A 17,128-nucleotide genomic window follows, 5' to 3' on the forward strand; every position below is an offset into this window, starting at 1 on the left:
GTCATCCTGCGCTGGGCGCAGCGTTGGTGGTGGCATCGTGTTCGGCGGTACAGCTTTCTGCCGCGCTCACCGCTCCGCTCGTGGGCCAGCTGGGGTCCGCGGCGGTCGCCGGTTGGCGGCAGGCAATGGGCGCTTTCGTGCTGCTCCTCGTCGTTCGACCGGCGCTACGTGGACGGACGGTGCGGGAATGGACCTGGATCGCGGTCTTCGGCGTCTCCATGGCCACCATGAACGTCGCGTTCTACTCCGCTGTGGCGGTGCTGCCGCTCGGAGTTGCGGCCACGCTGCTCTACCTCGGACCGTTCGCGGTCGCCTGCGCCGGGTTCCGCCGCGGACCGGCCTTGGTCCTTCCGGTGATCGCCTTGACCGGCGTCGTACTCATCAGCCGGCCAGGAACCGTCGACAGCGCCGGCGGCGTAGTCGTGGGGCTCACTGCCGGCGCCGCGCTCGCCGTCTACACCCTCTCGAGCCGCGCTGTGGGACAACGGGGCGGAGTGGACCTCTTGGCTCTCAGCGTCGCGGCATCGGCGGTGGTGCTGACACCGTTCTCGGTTGCTTCCGCACCGTCCCTGAACGGCCCGGGCCTCGCGATCCTCGTGACAACGGGAGCGGTAGGTGTCGCAGGGGCGTTCTGGCTGGACTTCCGAGCTCTACAACTCATCGGAAGCCGTGCGGTCAGCGTTCTGTTCTCCCTCGACCCGGCCATCGGAGCGATCGCCGGTGCGGTCCTGTTGAGCCAGCATCTCGACTTGTTGACCGTGGCAGGCCTGGCCGCCGTCGTCGCATCGGGTGCGGTTGCCGCGACGACGAGTAGCGCCGGCAGCAACGAACACTCCGACCTGACTTCGGTCACTTGTCTTAGTGCTTCGCCGCGGGCTGACGGAGCGCGTCGAGGAGGGCCTGTTTGTCGGCGGGGACGGCGGGCGGGAAGGTCTGCTGGGTGCCGTTGATGGCGATGGTGGCCGAGCGCAGTGGTCGGAGCTGGCGGACGACGTTGCGGATGGTGAGCCCGGTGCGGTTCTGGATCTCGCGGGCGACTGCGAGGGCGGTGAACACGATGGTCAGGTGCGCTTCGATGGACTGGCGTTGGTGGTGGAACATCGGGCGGGCGCGTAGGTCGGTTTTGCTCATCCGGAAGGACTGCTCGACGTGCCAGAGGTCGTGGTAGTCGCCGATGATCTCCCCGGCCGCTGCGCCGCCGGCCGGGATGTTGGTCACGTAGCCCTTCAACCCGACCAACCGGTATGCCCGAGCCAAGGAGGCCTCGTCCAGGGCGCGGGAGCCGTTGGTGACCTTGACGAACCGCGGTGTGCGCGCGGGCTTCTCGCCGGCGATGACCTCGCGGGCCCGGTTCTCCTGCAGGGTCAACGTGCGCCGGTCCCGGACGGCCCGCTTCGTGGAGTAGGCCCAGACCGCCCGCCAGGATCCCGGATGCTGGTTGGGGTTCCAGACGGGCTCGGCCTTGACCTTCGGGCTGTTCTCGCTGCGCCCGGTGCGGCGGTCGCGTGGTGTGAGGGTGTCGATGATCTGCCCGTCGACGAAGGCGTCGCCGTGCCAGTGGAAGTGCGACTCCAGGTCAACCGGGGCCTTGGTGAGTCGGGAGCCGACGATGAACCGCAGGCCGGCCTCGTCGAGGTCGCGCAGGTTCGCGGCCGAGAGCATCCCTGCGTCGGCGACCACGACCATCCCGCCCGGCTCGACCGGCAGCTGGTGTCGGGCCCGGAAGGCCTCGATGATCGGCAGGATCGTCGCGGTCTCGGTCTTGTTGCCCTCGAAACAGCCGATCTCGAGGGGGAACCCTGCGCGATCGACCAGCAGCCCGACGACGACCTGCGGGTCGACCCGGCGTTCCTTGGAGAACCCGACCTTGCGCAGGTCGTCCTCCTTCTCCGCCTCGAAGTAGAGGGTGGTGACGTCGTAGAGACACAACGACACATCCCCACTGCCACGGGCGTGGGTGAAGCAGGCCCTCGCGATCTCGTCGCGGTAGCTGCGCCCGGTGCAGCGCAGCAGGGTGCGGCGCATCGTCTTTTCGCTCGCCGCGGTGACGCCCAGACCGGCCAGCACCCGACCGGTGTCCAGGATGGACGTGGGCTCGACGATCCGGGCGATCACCAGGTCGCGGAACGTGTCATCAGCGACCTCTGCGAACCCGAGGCCCGCGTAGACCTCGGCGAGGATGTCGAACAGCACCCGCGACCCGGTCGTGATCACCTGCGGCGCACCCACCCGCCGGGTTGTGGTGCTCGGGGCGCGCCGCGGCATCTGGCCGAACAGCCCCTCCTGCGTGGCACCGCCGGCCGCGGTGGGCGCGATCAGCTCGGCCCGCCGGGGTGACGGCGCGACGCCCAGATCCAGGGCCTGCTGTGCAGCGTCGTCGATCAGCCCACGGGCCTGCTCGACCAGCAGGCCCAGCTCGGCCTCGGTGTGCGCTGACCCGACATGGGCCACGATCCGTCGATGGCCCTGCACGGACTCGGCGATCTGGACCGCGGTCGCCCCGGAGGCCGTCCGTACCCGCCTCACCCACGCCACCTGACCGAGCGTAGAGCACCGAATTAGTGCCTCACACCGCTCCCGCGCAAACACATCACCGCAGCTCAGCGCAGCACAAGCTGCGAAACCAGGCTCGGGTGACCAAAGTCAGGTCCGAGAGGGGCGCAACTACGGGACAGGGACGTCAGCCCCCGGGGCAATGACTCTCCTGTTCGCCCACCACGGATCCTGTGATGTGGCGATGTAGCCGACCGCAGTTCGCGTACGACCACGTGCGTCGCCGGTCAGGACGACGCGGTCCGCCGCCGCGTGGAGGACGCGCTCCGCGACCAAGATCAGTCCGTGCATGGTCCGTGAACACCCGTCACGAGCCGTCCGGAGCCGGACACACCCGGACAACGAAAGAGACCCCCGGTTCCGGCGTTTCCGCTGGTCGGGGGTCTCTTTCACGTGCTGTGGCTGGTCCAGGATTCGAACCTGGGAAGGCTACGCCGACGGATTTACAGTCCGCTCCCTTTGGCCGCTCGGGCAACCAGCCGGGGTGCATCTCGGTCTCGCTGAGTGCGTGAACGAGGATACGACACGACCTGAACGACCCCGCCGAGGGGTCCCCGACCGACCCGGAGGAGAGGGCCGACCCGTCGTTCGACGTCGTGAGCAAGGTGGACCGCCAGGAGGTCGACAACGCCCTGAACCAGGCCGCGAAGGAGCTGTCGCAGCGCTTCGACTTCCGCGGCACCAACACCACGATCGCCTGGGCCGGCGAGGAGGCTCTGACCTTCGAGTCGGAGACCGAGGAGCGGCTGCTCGCCGGCATCGAGGTCTTCAAGGAGAAGCTGATCAAGCGGCAGATCTCCCTGAAGGCGTTCGAGGCCGATGAGCCGCAGATCTCCGGCAAGACCTACAAGGCGAGCGGCAGGATCCTCCAGGGCATCGCGCAGGACAAGGCCAAGGAGATCAGCAAGGCCATCCGCGACGAGAAGCTCAAGGGCGTCCAGGCGCAGATCCAGGGCGACCAGCTGCGCGTCTCGGGCAAGAAGAAGGACGACCTGCAGGCCGTCATCGCGCTGCTCAAGTCCAAGGACTTCGGCATCGCGCTGCAGTTCACCAACTACCGGTGACCAACCGGCCCTGAGCTGCTGAAGCCCTGGCTCAGGGTGCCGGGTACAAGCCCGGTACAACCGTGCGCGGAGTACACCAGCGTCCGGGTCTGGTCGACGGCGTCCGGCCAGTACCCGACGTAGGTGTTCACGGCGGCCGCAGGCGTGGCCTGCTCCACCGTGACCTGACCCGGCTCCTCTAGACCGGCGGCGTCGGCCGCAAGTGCGCCCACGGCCGCGCCCGCTCCAGCTGCGCCGCCAGCGCCAGCAGCAGCGGCTCCGAGCCCGGCCGCCCGACGAACTGCACGCCCAGCGGCAGCCCGGACGCCGTCCGGTACAGCGGCACCGACGACGCGGGCCGCCCGGTCAGGTTCGCCAGCTGGGTGAAGGGGACCGGGGCGAAGTTGGCGTCGACCAGGCTCTCCACCAGCCCGAGCCGTCCGAACAGGCCGGACGCGCCGGCCCGCAGCAGCGCCTGCGCCCCGATCCGGGCCGCGGCCGGCAGGGCCAGCTCCCCGATCGGCCACGGCGGCCGGGCCAGGGTCGGGGTGAGGAGCAGGTCGTAGCGCTCGTGGAACGTGGCCAGTGCGCGGGTGTGGTCCTGGCGGCGGGTGAGCGCGGCGAGGTAGTCCGGCGCCGGGGTGGCACGCCCGATCGCGGCCATCACCCGCGTCTCCGTCTCGAAGGCGTCGTCGCCGCAGCCGGTCAGCGCCCGCGCCGAGGCCACCTGGGCCGAGATCGTGGAGAACCAGGTGGTGAGGAAGTCGGTGGCCAGCGCCCGGCCGTCGAGGGCGGGGGCGGACTCCTCCACGACGTGCCCGAGCGAGGTCAACAGCTCGGCGGCGTCGGTGGCCGCGGCGACCGCCTCCGGGTCGACCTCGGTACCCAGCGGCGACGCGGTGGCCAGCCCGATCCGCAGCGGCGCCGGGTCGTCCCGGACGGCGTCGGCGTAGGGGCGCTCCGGCGGGCGCACGACGTAGGGACCCTCCGGTTCCGGCCCGGCCGTCACGTCGAGCAGCGCGGCCGAGTCCCGCACGGTCCGCGACAGCACGCCCTGTACCGCCGCGCCGTGGAAGCCCTCCGCGACGTCCGGCCCGGACGGCGTCACGCCGCGGCCGGGCTTGAGCCCGAACAGCCCGCAGGCGGCGGCCGGGATGCGGATGGAGCCGCCGCCGTCGCTCGCGCCGGCCGCGGGGACGATCCCGGCGGCGACGGCCGCGGCGGACCCCCCGGAGCTGCCGCCGGGGGTGCGGGCGGGGTCCCACGGGTTGCGGGTCGGCCCGCCGAGCGCGGGCTCGGTGACGGCACGGGCGCCGAACTCGGGAGTCGCCGTGCGTCCGAACACCACGAGACCGGCCTCGGTCCAGCGCCGGACCACCGTCGACGTTTCGGGTCGCGGGTGGTCGGCGAGCGGGCGGGAACCGGAGGCCGTCGGGACCCCGGCGATGTGCTGGGCGAGGTCCTTCACCAGGAACGGGACACCCGCGAACGGCCCGCTCAGCGGGCCGCGTGCACGGGAGCGGGCGGCGTCGTCGAGCCGCAGCCGGATGGCGTTGATGCCCGGCTCGACGGCGTCGGCGCGGGCGACGGCGGCCTCCAGCAGGTCGGCTGCGCTCACCTCACCCGCGGCGACGAGCGCGGCCAGCCCGACGGCGTCGTGGTTGCGGTAGTCGTCCCAGGAGATCCCCACGGCGGGGATACAAACAGATCGGTCAGGGGGTGGACACCGGGGCGGGCGCCGGCGCCGGGGACGCGTCCGAGGTACCGGTGACCCCGACGACGATGCCGAGAGCCAGGACGACCGCGGCCGCGGCACCCAGGACGGCCGGCAGCACCGGCCGGGTGCGAGCCGGGAAGTCGGGCAGCCGGAATCCGCCGGAGGCCCGGGCCGCGCCACCCTCGGGGAGCGGGGCCTGACGGACCGGCTCGGGAAGCGGGGCCCGGCGGACCGGCTCGGGGTGCCGCCGGACGGTCGGGGCCTGGGCCGGGGGGCCCGACGGGAACCGCACGGGCGGGCGCTGGCCCGCCGAGGGTCGGCCCGTGAAGGGATGCCGGGCCGCGGGCGGGCGGGCCGGGTGCCGCGGGCCCGCCGGGGCGTACTGCCCGGGGACGTGACCGCCCGGGGCCTGCCGGGGCAGAACGTGGCCGGGGACGTGGCCGCCCGGGACCTGCCGTGGCGGGACCTGGCCGGGACGCCGGCCGCCGGGCCCGGCTGCGTCGCGGGGGCGCGGGACGACGGGCAGCGCGGTGGTCGGTGCGTCGTCGGAGGACCCGCCGCCCGGCGCCGTGTGCGGCGCCGCGGGGCGGGAGGAGCGGGGCTCCGGCGGCGTCGTTCCCGCGGCGGGGGTGGGGCCGGCCGGAGCGTCGGCGTCCGTGGCCGGGTCCGGGTCCGGGTCCGGGTCGGAGGAGGTCGTGGTGTCCGCCTCGGCGACCGTCGGCGCGACCGGGGTGTCGGCGGCCGAGGACGGTCGGGCCGACGGCAGCGCGACCGGCTCGTCCGGGCCGGCCTCGGTGACCACGTCGTCCCCCGGGCGGGCCGGTGACGGGACCTCGACCGGGCCACCCTGGAGCGGCACCGACGGGGTCTCACCGGTGTCGGTGAGCTCGTGGCGGGGCTTCTGGGACGGGGTCTCGCTCATGGGTCCTCTTCCGCAGGGGGAGCTCTGCTCTGAGAGCTTCATCGCTCCCGGCACCCCGAACCGTTACGGAACAGCGACCCGGGGTCGCGCAACCACCCTCGGAACGGTCCGGTCAGCGGCGGACCATCTGCTGGAGCCGCGCGATCCGGTCCTCGATCGGCGGGTGGGTGGAGAACCACCTCGCCATCTTCTCGCCGGGCCGGAACGGGTTCGCGATCATCAGGTGCGACTGCGCCGTGAGCCGCGGGTCCGGAGGCAGCGGGGCGGCCGCGGTGCCGTACTTGAGCTTGTGCAGCGCCGAGGCCAGGCCCAACGGGTCCCCGGTGAGCTCGGCCCCCGAGGCGTCGGCCTGGTACTCCCGCGACCGGCTGACGGCCATCTGCACCACGCCGGCCGCGATCGGGCCGAGGAGCGCGACCAGGATGATCGCGATCGGGTTCGGGCGGTCCTCGTCGTTGCCGCCGAAGATCGAGGCGAACATCGCGAAGTTCGCGAGGAACGACACCGCCGAGGCGAGCGCTCCGGCGATCGAGGAGATCAGGATGTCGCGGTTGTAGACGTGGCTGAGCTCGTGGCCGATGACCGCGCGCAGCTCGCGCTCGTCGAGGAGGTGCAGCAGACCGGTGGTCACGCACACCGCGGCGTGCCGCGGGTTGCGGCCGGTGGCGAACGCGTTGGGTGCGTCGGTCGGGCTGATGTGCAGCGACGGCATGGGCTGGCGGGCCCGCTGGCTCAGCTCGCGGACGATCCGGAACAGCTGGGGGTACTCGGCCTCGGTGATCGGCTGGGCGTGCATCGACCGCAGCGCCATCTTCGCCGAGTTGAAGTAGGCCCACCCGTTCACGGCGAACGCGACGACCAGGGCGATGACCAGTCCGCCGCGGCCACCCAGGACCCCGCCGATCGCGAGGATCAGGGCGCTCATCGCGCCGAGGAGGACGGCCGTCTTCAGACCGTTCATGTGGCTGTGCACGCCGGGGTCACCTTTCCGTGCGGTCCTGCTGGGGTCACCCTTCTCAACGGACGAACCGGGCAGCGCGTTCCCGGGTGTGACCGGGGCCCGGCCCGGGGCACCCGCCACGTGCGGGAGGCCGGCCCGGCGCGGAAGAGTCGGGTCCATGAGCGACGGCGATGTCACGACAGAGGTCCGGACCGAGGTCACCGACGGTGTCGCGGTGCTCACCGTGTCGAACCCGGCACGACGCAACGCGCTGAACCTGGACCTGTCGCAGAAGCTCGTCGCCGCCGTCGAGGCCGCGAACGCCGACGACTCGGTCGGCGCGATCGTCGTCACCGGTCAGGAGCCCGCGTTCTGCGCCGGCGGCGACCTCGCGGAGCTGCAGCAGGCCGACCCGGCGACGCTCAAGCGCGTCTACTCCGGGTTCCTCGCCATCGCCTCCTCCCCGCTGCCGACCCTGGCCGCGGTCAACGGCGCCGCCGTCGGCGCGGGGATCAACCTCGCCCTGGCCTGCGACGTCCGGCTGGCCGGCCCGACCGCACGGTTCGACGTCCGCTTCATGCAGCTGGGCCTGCACCCCGGCGGCGGCTACACGTGGATGGCCCAGCGCGCTCTCGGCGCCCAGGGCAGCGCCGCGATGACCCTGTTCGGCGACGTCCTCGACGCCCGCGAGGCCGAGCGCGTCGGTCTGGTCTGGCGCGCCTACGACAGCGACGAGGACCTGATGGCCGGCGCCCGTGAGCTCGCGGGCCGGGCCGCCGCCGCGCCGCGGGACCTGATCGTCACGACCAAGGCGACGATGCGGATCACCTCCCGGCTCGACGCGCACGCCGACGCCACCGACATCGAGGTCCGTGCCCAGGCCGAGACCGTGCACTCCGAGGCGTTCGCGGAACGCGTCGCGGCGCTGCAGAAGAAGATCAGCAGGAAGTGACCCGCGGCACGAACGTGACGCGGGCCATGTGACGTGATCCCGGGTCTCCGGACAGGGGGACGAACCGGGAGTTAACCTCGATGTATCGAGGGACAATTCGACGCCGAACTGGGGACCATCAGCCCATGACGACCAGCGACACTCCCGTCGAGGCACGCGACTCCGAGGTCGTGCAGCGCGACCGGGTGGTCATCCGGTTCGCCGGCGACTCCGGTGACGGCATGCAGCTGACGGGTGACCGCTTCACCTCCGAGACCGCGAACTTCGGCAACGACCTGTCGACGCTGCCGAACTTCCCCGCGGAGATCCGGGCTCCTGCCGGGACGCTGCCGGGGGTGTCGTCGTTCCAGCTGCACTTCGCGAACTACGACATCCTCACTCCGGGGGACCGCCCGGACGTGCTGGTGGCGATGAACCCGGCGGCGTTGAAGGCCAACATCGGTGACCTGCCCCACGGCGGCGTGCTGATCGTGAACACCGACGAGTTCACCAAGCGGAACCTGACCAAGGTCGGGTACGCGGCGAACCCGCTCGAGGACGGCTCCCTGGAACCCTACGCGGTGCACGGGGTCGCGATGGCGACCCTGACCCGGGGCGCCCTGGAGGAGACCGGGCTGTCCAAGAAGGACGCCGAGCGGGCGAAGAACATGTTCGCCCTGGGTCTGCTGTCGTGGATGTACCACCGGCCCTCGGAGTCGACCGAGCGGTTCCTGCGGGAGAAGTTCGCGAAGAAGCCCGACATCGCCGAGGCCAACATCCTGGCCTTCCGCGCCGGGCACGCCTACGGCGAGACGACCGAGGCGTTCGCGGTCACCTACGAGGTCGCCCCGGCACGGCTCGCGCCGGGGACCTACCGGCAGATCACCGGGAACGTCGCGCTCGCGTGCGGGATCATCGCCGCCGGACGCACGACGAGCCTGCCGGTGTTCCTGGGCACCTACCCGATCACCCCGGCCTCGGACATCCTCCACGAGCTGTCCAAGCACAAGGCCTTCGGCGTGACCACCTTCCAGGCCGAGGACGAGATCTCCGGCGTCGGCGCCGCGCTGGGCGCGGCGTTCGGCGGCGCGCTCGGCGTCACCACCACCTCGGGTCCGGGGATCGCGCTCAAGGCCGAGACCGTCGGCCTGGCCGTGGCCCTGGAGCTTCCGCTGCTGGTGATCGACGTGCAGCGCGGCGGCCCCTCGACGGGGCTGCCCACCAAGACCGAGCAGGCCGACCTGCTCCAGGCCCTGCACGGGCGCAACGGCGAGGCCCCGCTCCCGGTGATCGCCCCCTGCACCCCTGGCGACTGCTTCATCGCCGCGGTCGAGGCCGCCGCGATGGCCGTGCGCTACCGCACCCCGGTGATGCTGCTGTCCGACGGCGCGCTGGCCAACGGCTCCGAGCCGTGGAAGATCCCCGACGTCGAGTCCCTGCCGACCGTGGACCCGGGGTTCGCGACCGAGCCCAACGCCCCCGACGGGTCCGGCGAGTTCTGGCCGTACCTGCGTGACCCCGAGACCCTGGCCCGGCCGTGGGCGATCCCCGGCACCGCAGGTCTGGAGCACCGCGTCGGCGGGCTGGAGAAGGCCGACGGGCGCGGCTCGATCTCCTACGACCCCGACAACCACGACCGCATGGTCCGGCTGCGCCAGGCCAAGATCGACGGCATCGAGGTGCCCGACCTCGTGGTCGACGACCCCGACGGCGACGCGGACTTCCTCGTCGTCGGCTGGGGGTCGACCTTCGGCCCGATCAACGCCGCGGCGCGGCGGGTGCGCAAGCTCGGCCACTCGGTCGCCACGGTGCACCTGCGCAACCTCAACCCGATGCCGGCCAACCTCGGCGAGATCCTGGGCCGCTACCGCACGGTGCTCTGCCCCGAGATGAACCTCGGCCAGCTCGCCATGCTGCTGCGCGCCCGCCACCTGGTCGACGTCAAGAGCTACACCAAGGTCGCGGGGCTCCCCTTCGGCGCCGAGGAGCTGCAGGACGTGTTCCTCGACTACCTCACCGGCAAGCACCCGGAGTCCGCGGCCGACACCACCCCACGGCCCGCCAACGAGACCACTGGAGCGCAGGCATGACCGCCACCGATCTCGGTCTGCCGTCCATCGGCGGCCTCGACGGGGTCCCGACGACGGACGCGAAGCAGACCGCGAAGGACTACACCTCCGACCAGGAGGTCCGCTGGTGTCCCGGCTGCGGCGACTACGCCGTCCTCGCCGCGGTCCGCCAGTTCCTGCCCACCCTGGGCATCAAGCGCGAGAACACCGTGTTCGTCTCCGGGATCGGCTGCTCGAGCCGCTTCCCGTACTACCTCAACACCTACGGGATGCACTCCATCCACGGTCGCGCCCCGACCATCGCGACCGGGCTGGCGACCTCGCGGGAGGACCTGTCGGTGTGGGTCGTCACCGGTGACGGCGACGCCCTGTCCATCGGCGGCAACCACCTCATCCACGCGCTGCGCCGCAACGTCAACATCAAGATCCTGCTGTTCAACAACCGGATCTACGGCCTGACCAAGGGCCAGTACTCGCCCACCTCCGAGGTCGGGAAGGTCACCAAGTCCACCCCCATGGGCTCGCTCGACCACCCGTTCAACCCGATCTCGCTGGCGCTGGCGCCGAGGCGTCGTTCGTTCGGGCGGCCCTGGACTCCGACCGCAAAGAGCCTCACCGCCGTGCTGCAGGCTGCGGCCGAGCACCGCGGCTCCGCCCTGGTCGAGATCTTCCAGGACTGCCCCATCTTCAACGACGGCAGCTTCGACGTCCTGCGCCGCGGCGACAACGAGAACCGGCTCATCCCCCTCACCCACGGCGAGCCGATCACCTTCGGCGCCCCGGGTGAGGACGGACGCGGCTCGCACGCGGTCGTCCAGGACGGGTTCGGCCTCGCCGTCGTCGAGACCGCGTCGGTCGACCCCGCGACGATCGTGGTCCACGACCAGACCGACCACGAGCTCGCCTTCGCCCTGTCCCGGCTCTCGGACCAGGACCTCACCCACACCGTCACCGGGGTCTTCCGCAACACCGACCGCCCCACCTACGACGACGCCGCACGCGCCCGGTCCAGGCCGCGAAGGACGCCAAGCCCGACGCCGACCTGCAGGCCCTGCTCAACGGCCCCGCGACACCTGGACCATCGTCTAGGACCGGCCCGCGACCGACGACGGCCCCGGCACTCCCAGGGAGTACCGGGGCCGTCGTGCGTCCACCGGTGTCCGGGCTCAGCGGGCCCCGGGGCGTTCGTTCCACGCGATGAACCCGGCCGCCCGGCGGCGGCCCCTCCGCGGTGAAGTAGAGGTCCGCCCGCGTACGGACGTAGTAGGGCGACTCGGGCGGATGGAACCGCCGCGACCCGCTGTGCACCTTCACCCGGTGTGTCTCGGGCGGGTCGCCGCCGTCGGGGGTGCGAGCACCGAGTCCGGGTACGGGCCGGGCCGCACGCCCGGGGGCAGCGGCTCGGACGCCGCCGACGGGCCGATGATCAGGGAGTCGAGCGCCGCCAGCGCCGAACCACCGGCGGGCTGCCGCGTCCGCGACGGGATCGGCAACGGTGCGGGCGGGCCGTCGTCGTCCGACGCGGGGGCCGGCTCGGGTAGCGGCGCCGGTTCGACGTCGTCGCGCAGGGCGTGCCGGCCGGACGGCTCGTCGTCGTCCTCGGCCGCCGCGTCCTGCGGCGCGGGGTTGCTCTCGGGGCGGGGAAGGGGCACCGCGGGTGCCGTGGCACCGTCCGGTGCTCCGGCGCTGCCGCCCGGTTCCCACGACCGGTCGGCGGGGGGGCTGCCGCGTCGTCCTGGGCCGCGTCGCCGTCGGCCGGGGCTTTCTCGGCCGACGCGTCCTCGGTCAGACCGCCCTCGGCCGGCTCATCGCGAGCCGCGGCGACCTGGGCCGGGGCGTCGTGAGCCGCGCTGCCGTCGGCCGGGCCGTCCTCGGCCGGGGCCTCCTCGGCCGGAGCGCTCTCGGCCAGATGGCCCTCGGCCAGATCGCCCTCGGCCGGCTCATCTTGGGCAGCGCTGTCGTGCCCGTGGGCCAGGTCGCCGTGGGCCGGGGCGTCCTGGGCTACGGCAACGGGTTCGTCGGTCGCGGGTCCGTCCGCCCCGGTGAGGCCGACGGGTCCGTCAGCCCCGGTGGGGCCGGTCCCGCCCACGGCGGCGGTCCCACCCGTGGCCGCGGTCCCGCTCGCGGCGGCCGGCGAGGGACCGGGCGCCTCGGAGCCGGCCGGCACGTCGGCGGCCACCCCGGGGCGGGCTGCCGGTGGGACGACCTGCTCCCCCGCACCGTCGGCCACGGCGGACGGTGGCGGTGCGCTGTCCGGCGGCGGGTGGTCGCCCCGGTCACCCGGGCCGGGTCGGCCTCCCCGACGGGCTCGAACAGCCCCACGGTCCCGGGTCCGCTCCCCGGGCCGGGCCCGTCGGACGCCTCCACCGTGCCGGGCGCACCCGTGGCCTCCGGACCGTCCTCGACGGCCCCTGCGCGGCGGCGGGACACCAGCACCCCTGCCGCCACGAGTACCACGAGCACGCCAGCAGTACCCACATCCAGCCCATGCCGGACCTCCGTCCGCCCGGGACCCTCCCGGACCGCTGTCGCCGTGCTTGGTATCACGGATCGTGCCCGCCTCGCCGTCACCGCGCGCGGTGGCACACCCGTACCGGATCATCGTGCCCGTGACCCACCACCCGAAGCGACCATGACCGCGCCCGTTCCCCCGAACGAACCACACCCGAACGGAGTGAGCGGAACCCCGCCGGGCTCGCCGCGGGCGTCGGCGCGTACGTGCTGTGGGGCCTGTTCCCGGCGTTCTGGCCGCTGCTGGACCCCGCGGCGCCGCTGGAGGTCCTCGCCCACCGCGTGCTGTGGACCGCCGTGCTGATGGCGGTGGTGCTGACCGTGCTGCGCGGCTGGGGCGACGTGCGCGGGCTCGGTCTCCGCGGGTGGCTCGCGACGGCCGCCGCCGCGGTGTTCATCGCGGTGAACTGGGGCCTGTTCATCTGGGGCGTCTCGGTGGGGCTGGTCGTCGAGTCCGCGCTCGGCTACTACATGACCCCGCTGGTCGGGGTGCTGTTCGGCGTCCTCGGTCCTGCGGGAGCGGCTGCGGCCCGCGCAGTGGGTGGCGCTGGGGCTGGCGGCGACGGCCGTCGTGGTCATCGCCGTCGGCAACGGCACGTGCCGTGGCTGTCGATGGCCCTGGCCTGCTCGTTCGGGATCTACGGGCTGTTCAAGGCGACCGCGCCGCTGCCCGCCGCGGCCGGGTGACCGCGGAGGGCCTCGTGCTCGTCGTGCCGGCCGCGGTGTTCCTCGTCGTCCTGGCGCTCACCGGGCGGCGGCACGTTCACCGGGCACGGGCCCGTGGCACCTGCTGCTCATGCTGTCCGCGGGTCCGGCGACGGCGCTGCCGCTGCTGCCTACGGCGCCGCGGCGCGACGGCTGCCGCTCACGACCCTCGGGGTGCTGCTCTACGTCAACCCCACGCTGCAGTTCCTGTGGGGCGTGCTGGTCGTCGGACAGCCGATGGCCCCGGCCCGCTGGGCGGGGTTCGCCCTCGTCTGGCTGGCGCTGGTGGTGTTCACCGTCGACCTGCTGCGACGGCGACGCCCAGCGGCGGCTCAGCCCACCCGCTCCACCGTGTAGTCGGTCAGCGTCCGCAGCGCCTCGATCGCCGGGCACGGCGGCAGCACCGCCAGCTCGGCACGCGCGGGTCGGCGTACCCGGCGACGGTCTCGCGGGCCTTGACCAGCGCGTCACCGGAGCGGAGCAGCTCCAGCGCCTCGGCCACCTCGTCGTCGTCGCTGATCGGGGCGGCCAGCAGCTGCCGCAGCCTGCGCGCGTCGGCGGAGTCGTCGCCGTCGCGCAGGGCGTAGAGCATCGGCAGGGTGTGCACGCCCTCGCGCAGGTCGGTGCCGGGCGTCTTGCCCGAGTCGTCCGACGGCGACGCGATGTCGATGATGTCGTCGGAGATCTGGAACGCGGCCCCGATGACCTCGCCGAAGGTCCGCAGCGCCTCGACGTGCTCCGTCGGCGCACCGGAGAACATGCCGCCGTACCGGCCCGAGGTCGCGATGAGCGACCGGTCTTCTCCGCGACCACCCGCAGGTAGTGCTGCACCGGGTCGTCCGACGCCTTGGGGCCCCGGGTCTCGCGCATCTGGCCGGTCACCAGCAGCGCGAACGTCTCGGCGATGATCCGCACCGCGTCCGGGCCGAGGTCGGCCACCAGCCGCGACGCGTGTGCGAACAGGAAGTCCCCGGTCAGGATCGCGACCGAGTTGTCCCAGCGCGAGTTCGCGGACTCCGCGCCCCGCCGCATGGACGCCTCGTCCATCACGTCGTCGTGGTACAGCGTCGCCAGGTGGATCAGCTCCACCACGGCGGCCGCCGTGATCACCTCGTCGCGTTCGGGATGCGGTCCCACCTGGGCCGCGAGCAGCGTGAACAGCGGCCGGAACCGCTTCCCGCCGGCCTCGATGAGGTGCAACGAGGTCTCGGTGACGAACTCGTAGTCGCTGTGCACCTCGCGGTGCAGCAGGTCCTCGACCCGCTTCAGCCCGTCCGCCGTGGCCTCGGCCAGGACCGGATCGGCCATCCGGATCCCGGCCACGCTCTGTGTCTCCACCCCCACAGCGTACGAATCTCAGCCCGCGAACGCGCCGCTGGCGGCCCATTCGAGGACAGGTGTGGGAAGAATCCCGAGAACGAGGGTCGCCAGCGTGCCCAGTGTGATGGCCACGGTGGTGAACGCCCCGGGCACGACGACGGCCGGACCGTCCTGGGCGGGCTCGGAGAAGTACATGAGCACCACGATGCGCAGGTAGAAGAACGCGGCCACCGCGGACGCGACCAGCGCGATCACCACGAGCGGCACCATGCCGTCCGCCGACGCCGCCGAGAACACCGCGAACTTGGCGGTGAACCCGCTGGTCAGCGGGATCCCGGCGAGCGCGAGCAGCAGGAACGTCATGATCCCGGCGACGAGCGGGGACCGCTTCGCCAGGCCCGCCCAGGCCGCCAGGTCCGAGCCTCGCCGTCATCACCGGTGCGGACCAGCGAGATGATCCCGAAGACCGCGACCGTCGTGAAGCCGTAGGCCAGCAGGTAGAACATCAGGCCGCGGTGCCCTGCGGGGTCAGCGCCATCGCGCCGAGCAGGATGAACCCGGCGTGCGCGATCGAGGAGTAGGCGATCATGCGCTTCACGTCGGTCTGGTGAGCCCCAGCACCGCGCCGACGACCATCGACACGACCGCGACCACCCACAGCACGCCGCGCCACTCCCACACGGTGCTGCCGAAGCCGACGTAGAGCACCCGGGCGATCGCGCCGAACGCGGCGACCTTCGTGCAGGCAGCCATGAACGCCGTGACCGGCGTCGGGGCGCCCTGGTAGACGTCAGGGGTCCAGGTGTGGAACGGGGCCACCGAGCCCTTGAACAGCAGCCCCACCAGCAGCAGCGCCAGACCCGCGAACAGCAGTGTGTCCGAGGCCAGGGTGCCCGCGGCGGCCTGCGAGATCGCCGAGAGGCGCACCGAGCCCGCGTAGCCGTAGAGCAGCGCGATGCCGTAGAGGAGAACGCCGAGCCGAACGCACCCAGCAGGAAGTACTTGACCGCGGACTCCTGCGACAGCAGCCGGCGGCGGCGCGCCAGCCCGCACATCAGGTACAGCGGCAGCGACAGGACCTCGAGCGCGATGAACATCGTCAGCAGGTCGTTCGCCGCGACGAAGGCCATCATGCCGCCGAGCGCGAACAGCACGAACGGGAACGGCTCGGTCTGCATCGTCGGTGCCTCGTCGGGCGCCCCGTAGGAGCGGTCGACGTGCTCACCGCCGACCGGGGTGGCGGGGCCGCCGCCGGCGCGGACCGCGGCCCGCTCGGCGGCCGAGGCGACGAACACCCCGCCCGCTCCACCGACCGGTCCGCGATCAGCAGCAGGCTGGGGATCGCGAGGACGATCAACGTGCCCCAGAGGAACAGCGCCGGCGCGTCCACCGACAGGGCGGTGCCGAAGGTCAGCACGGCGGCCGGGGACCCGAGCGCGTACCCGGCCAGCGCGACGAGCGCCGCGACCAGCGTCAGGCCGGTCAGCAGCACCTGCACGGGCCAGCGCTGGTGCCGCGGGAGAAACGCCTCCAGCAGCACCGACACGCAGGCACCCGCGAACACGATCCACAGCGGCGCGGTGGCCGCCCAGTCGACCGCGGGCATCTCGATCGGGGCCACCTGGGCGGGGAGAACCAACGAGCTCATCGAGCGATCCTCCAGCGACGACCGGGTCGGGCAGGCCGAGCTCGGTCATCGTCGCCGTCACCGACGGGTTGATCAGGTCGAGCACCGGGCCCGGGTAGAAGCCGAGCACCACGATCGCGACGATCAGCGGCGCGAGCACGCCGATCTCACGGGCCGTGAGGTCGGGGAAGCCGGAGCCCGTGCGCTGCGCGGCGACCGCCGGGTCGATCATCGACCCCGGGCCGCCCGCGCCACCGCGCTCCAGCGCCGCCATGACCGCGGTGCCGCGCACCGGGCCTGCATCGTGCGCTGGTAGAACCAGAGCACGTAGAGAGCGGCGAAGATGATGCCGATCGTCGCGATCACGGTGAACACCGGCCGGTTCGGGAACGACCCGACCAGCACCAGGAACCGAGACGAACGAGTTCGTGCGGGCAGCGCCAGCGAGCTCATCCCGGCCAGCAGCAGGCAGCCCGCCATCACCGGCGCGATCTTCGCGACGCCGCCGTAGTCGGCGATCAGGCGCGAGCCGCCGCGGCTGATCAGCACGCCGACCATCACGAACAGCATGCCGGTCGAGAGACCGTGGTTGACCATGTACAGCGTCGCGCCGGCGAAGGCCTGGCTGGAGAACGCGAACACCCCCGAGCGCGATGAAGCCGAAGTGTGCCACCGAGGTGTAGGCGACGAACCGACCCATGTCGGTCTGGGCGACCGCCAGCAGCGCGGCGTAGACGATCCGGCGACGGCGAGCACCAGCACCAGCGGCGCGAGGACCTGGCTGGCCTGC

At 72.7% G+C, this 17,128-nt stretch carries 14 protein-coding genes, 1 tRNA gene and 2 pseudogenes; 8 read left to right on the forward strand and 9 right to left on the reverse strand.

Annotated features, from left to right (window positions below; genetic code table 11):
• Nucleotides 1-80: 80 nt before the first annotated feature.
• Nucleotides 81-950 carry a DMT family transporter gene (locus KPL57_RS60575; RefSeq protein ID WP_226358919.1) on the forward strand — a complete coding sequence of 290 codons (870 nt, stop codon included), beginning with the start codon at nt 81-83 and terminating at the stop codon, nt 948-950.
• Here KPL57_RS60575 and KPL57_RS60580 read toward each other — a convergent pair.
• Nucleotides 859-2,535: an IS1634 family transposase gene (locus tag KPL57_RS60580; protein ID WP_226350710.1), complete on the reverse strand. Its 1,677-nt coding sequence runs from the start codon at nt 2,533-2,535 to the stop codon at nt 859-861. The genes KPL57_RS60575 and KPL57_RS60580 overlap by 92 nt on opposite strands.
• Before the next feature lie 417 nt (nt 2,536-2,952).
• Nucleotides 2,953-3,034 (reverse strand) — tRNA-Tyr (locus KPL57_RS60585).
• A gap of 49 nt (nt 3,035-3,083) precedes the next feature.
• Between KPL57_RS60585 and KPL57_RS60590 the strand changes: the two genes are divergently transcribed.
• Nucleotides 3,084-3,617 carry a YajQ family cyclic di-GMP-binding protein gene (locus tag KPL57_RS60590; protein WP_226358929.1) on the forward strand — a complete coding sequence of 178 codons (534 nt, stop codon included), beginning with the start codon at nt 3,084-3,086 and terminating at the stop codon, nt 3,615-3,617.
• A 178-nt stretch (nt 3,618-3,795) separates the two neighbouring features.
• Here KPL57_RS60590 and KPL57_RS60595 read toward each other — a convergent pair whose 3' ends face one another.
• The 3 genes from KPL57_RS60595 to htpX form a co-directional block, all read right to left on the reverse strand.
• Entirely contained in the window at nt 3,796-5,280 is a 1,485-nt protein-coding gene (locus KPL57_RS60595; RefSeq protein ID WP_226358930.1) for an amidase, read from the reverse strand.
• 28 nt (nt 5,281-5,308) lie between these two features.
• On the reverse strand, nt 5,309-6,235 hold the full coding sequence (locus tag KPL57_RS60600) for a hypothetical protein (protein ID WP_226358920.1): 927 nt from the start codon (nt 6,233-6,235) through the stop codon (nt 5,309-5,311).
• A gap of 112 nt (nt 6,236-6,347) precedes the next feature.
• Complete coding sequence (gene htpX / locus KPL57_RS60605; RefSeq protein ID WP_075310056.1) at nt 6,348-7,208, reverse strand: zinc metalloprotease HtpX; 861 nt, start codon at nt 7,206-7,208, stop codon at nt 6,348-6,350.
• A gap of 145 nt (nt 7,209-7,353) precedes the next feature.
• On the opposite strand from htpX, the gene KPL57_RS60610 reads away from it, so the two are divergent.
• The 3 genes from KPL57_RS60610 to KPL57_RS60620 all read left to right on the forward strand — a co-directional run bounded on the left by KPL57_RS60610 (nt 7,354) and on the right by KPL57_RS60620 (nt 11,410).
• Complete coding sequence (locus tag KPL57_RS60610; RefSeq protein WP_226358921.1) at nt 7,354-8,127, forward strand: enoyl-CoA hydratase; 774 nt, start codon at nt 7,354-7,356, stop codon at nt 8,125-8,127.
• Between the two features lie 125 nt (nt 8,128-8,252).
• On the forward strand, nt 8,253-10,196 hold the full coding sequence (locus KPL57_RS60615; protein ID WP_226358922.1) for a 2-oxoacid:acceptor oxidoreductase subunit alpha: 1,944 nt from the start codon (nt 8,253-8,255) through the stop codon (nt 10,194-10,196).
• Nucleotides 10,193-11,410 carry a 2-oxoacid:ferredoxin oxidoreductase subunit beta gene (locus tag KPL57_RS60620; protein WP_374203961.1) on the forward strand — a complete coding sequence of 406 codons (1,218 nt, stop codon included), beginning with the start codon at nt 10,193-10,195 and terminating at the stop codon, nt 11,408-11,410. The genes KPL57_RS60615 and KPL57_RS60620 overlap by 4 nt, the downstream gene beginning before the upstream one ends.
• Nucleotides 11,411-11,485: 75 nt before the next feature.
• Here KPL57_RS60620 and KPL57_RS60625 read toward each other — a convergent pair whose 3' ends face one another.
• On the reverse strand, nt 11,486-11,827 hold the full coding sequence (locus tag KPL57_RS60625; protein WP_226358923.1) for a hypothetical protein: 342 nt from the start codon (nt 11,825-11,827) through the stop codon (nt 11,486-11,488).
• Nucleotides 11,828-12,893: 1,066 nt separating this feature from the next.
• Here KPL57_RS60625 and KPL57_RS60630 point away from each other — a divergent pair.
• Both KPL57_RS60630 and KPL57_RS60635 read left to right on the forward strand, forming a co-directional pair.
• Nucleotides 12,894-13,373 carry a hypothetical protein gene (locus tag KPL57_RS60630; protein WP_226358924.1) on the forward strand — a complete coding sequence of 160 codons (480 nt, stop codon included), beginning with the start codon at nt 12,894-12,896 and terminating at the stop codon, nt 13,371-13,373.
• Nucleotides 13,374-13,466: 93 nt separating this feature from the next.
• A complete protein-coding gene (locus KPL57_RS60635; protein ID WP_226358925.1) occupies nt 13,467-13,748 on the forward strand; it encodes a hypothetical protein in 282 nt (93 codons plus the stop codon).
• Here the strand turns inward: KPL57_RS60635 and KPL57_RS60640 are convergent.
• From KPL57_RS60640 to KPL57_RS71245, 3 genes and pseudogenes are all read right to left on the reverse strand, one after another.
• Nucleotides 13,724-14,699, reverse strand: a pseudogene (locus KPL57_RS60640) (polyprenyl synthetase family protein). The gene KPL57_RS60635 and the pseudogene KPL57_RS60640 sit on opposite strands and share 25 nt — an antisense overlap.
• Before the next feature lie 48 nt (nt 14,700-14,747).
• Nucleotides 14,748-16,359: pseudogene (gene nuoN / locus KPL57_RS60645) on the reverse strand (NADH-quinone oxidoreductase subunit NuoN).
• A 207-nt stretch (nt 16,360-16,566) separates the two neighbouring features.
• On the reverse strand, nt 16,567-16,935 hold the full coding sequence (locus tag KPL57_RS71245) for a proton-conducting transporter membrane subunit (RefSeq protein WP_308253283.1): 369 nt from the start codon (nt 16,933-16,935) through the stop codon (nt 16,567-16,569).
• Between KPL57_RS71245 and KPL57_RS71250 the strand changes: the two genes are divergently transcribed.
• A partial coding sequence (locus KPL57_RS71250; RefSeq protein WP_308253285.1) for a hypothetical protein occupies nt 16,934-17,128 on the forward strand: 195 nt, incomplete at its 3' end. The genes KPL57_RS71245 and KPL57_RS71250 overlap by 2 nt on opposite strands.

It is taken from the genome of Pseudonocardia sp. ICBG601 (genome assembly GCF_020496245.1).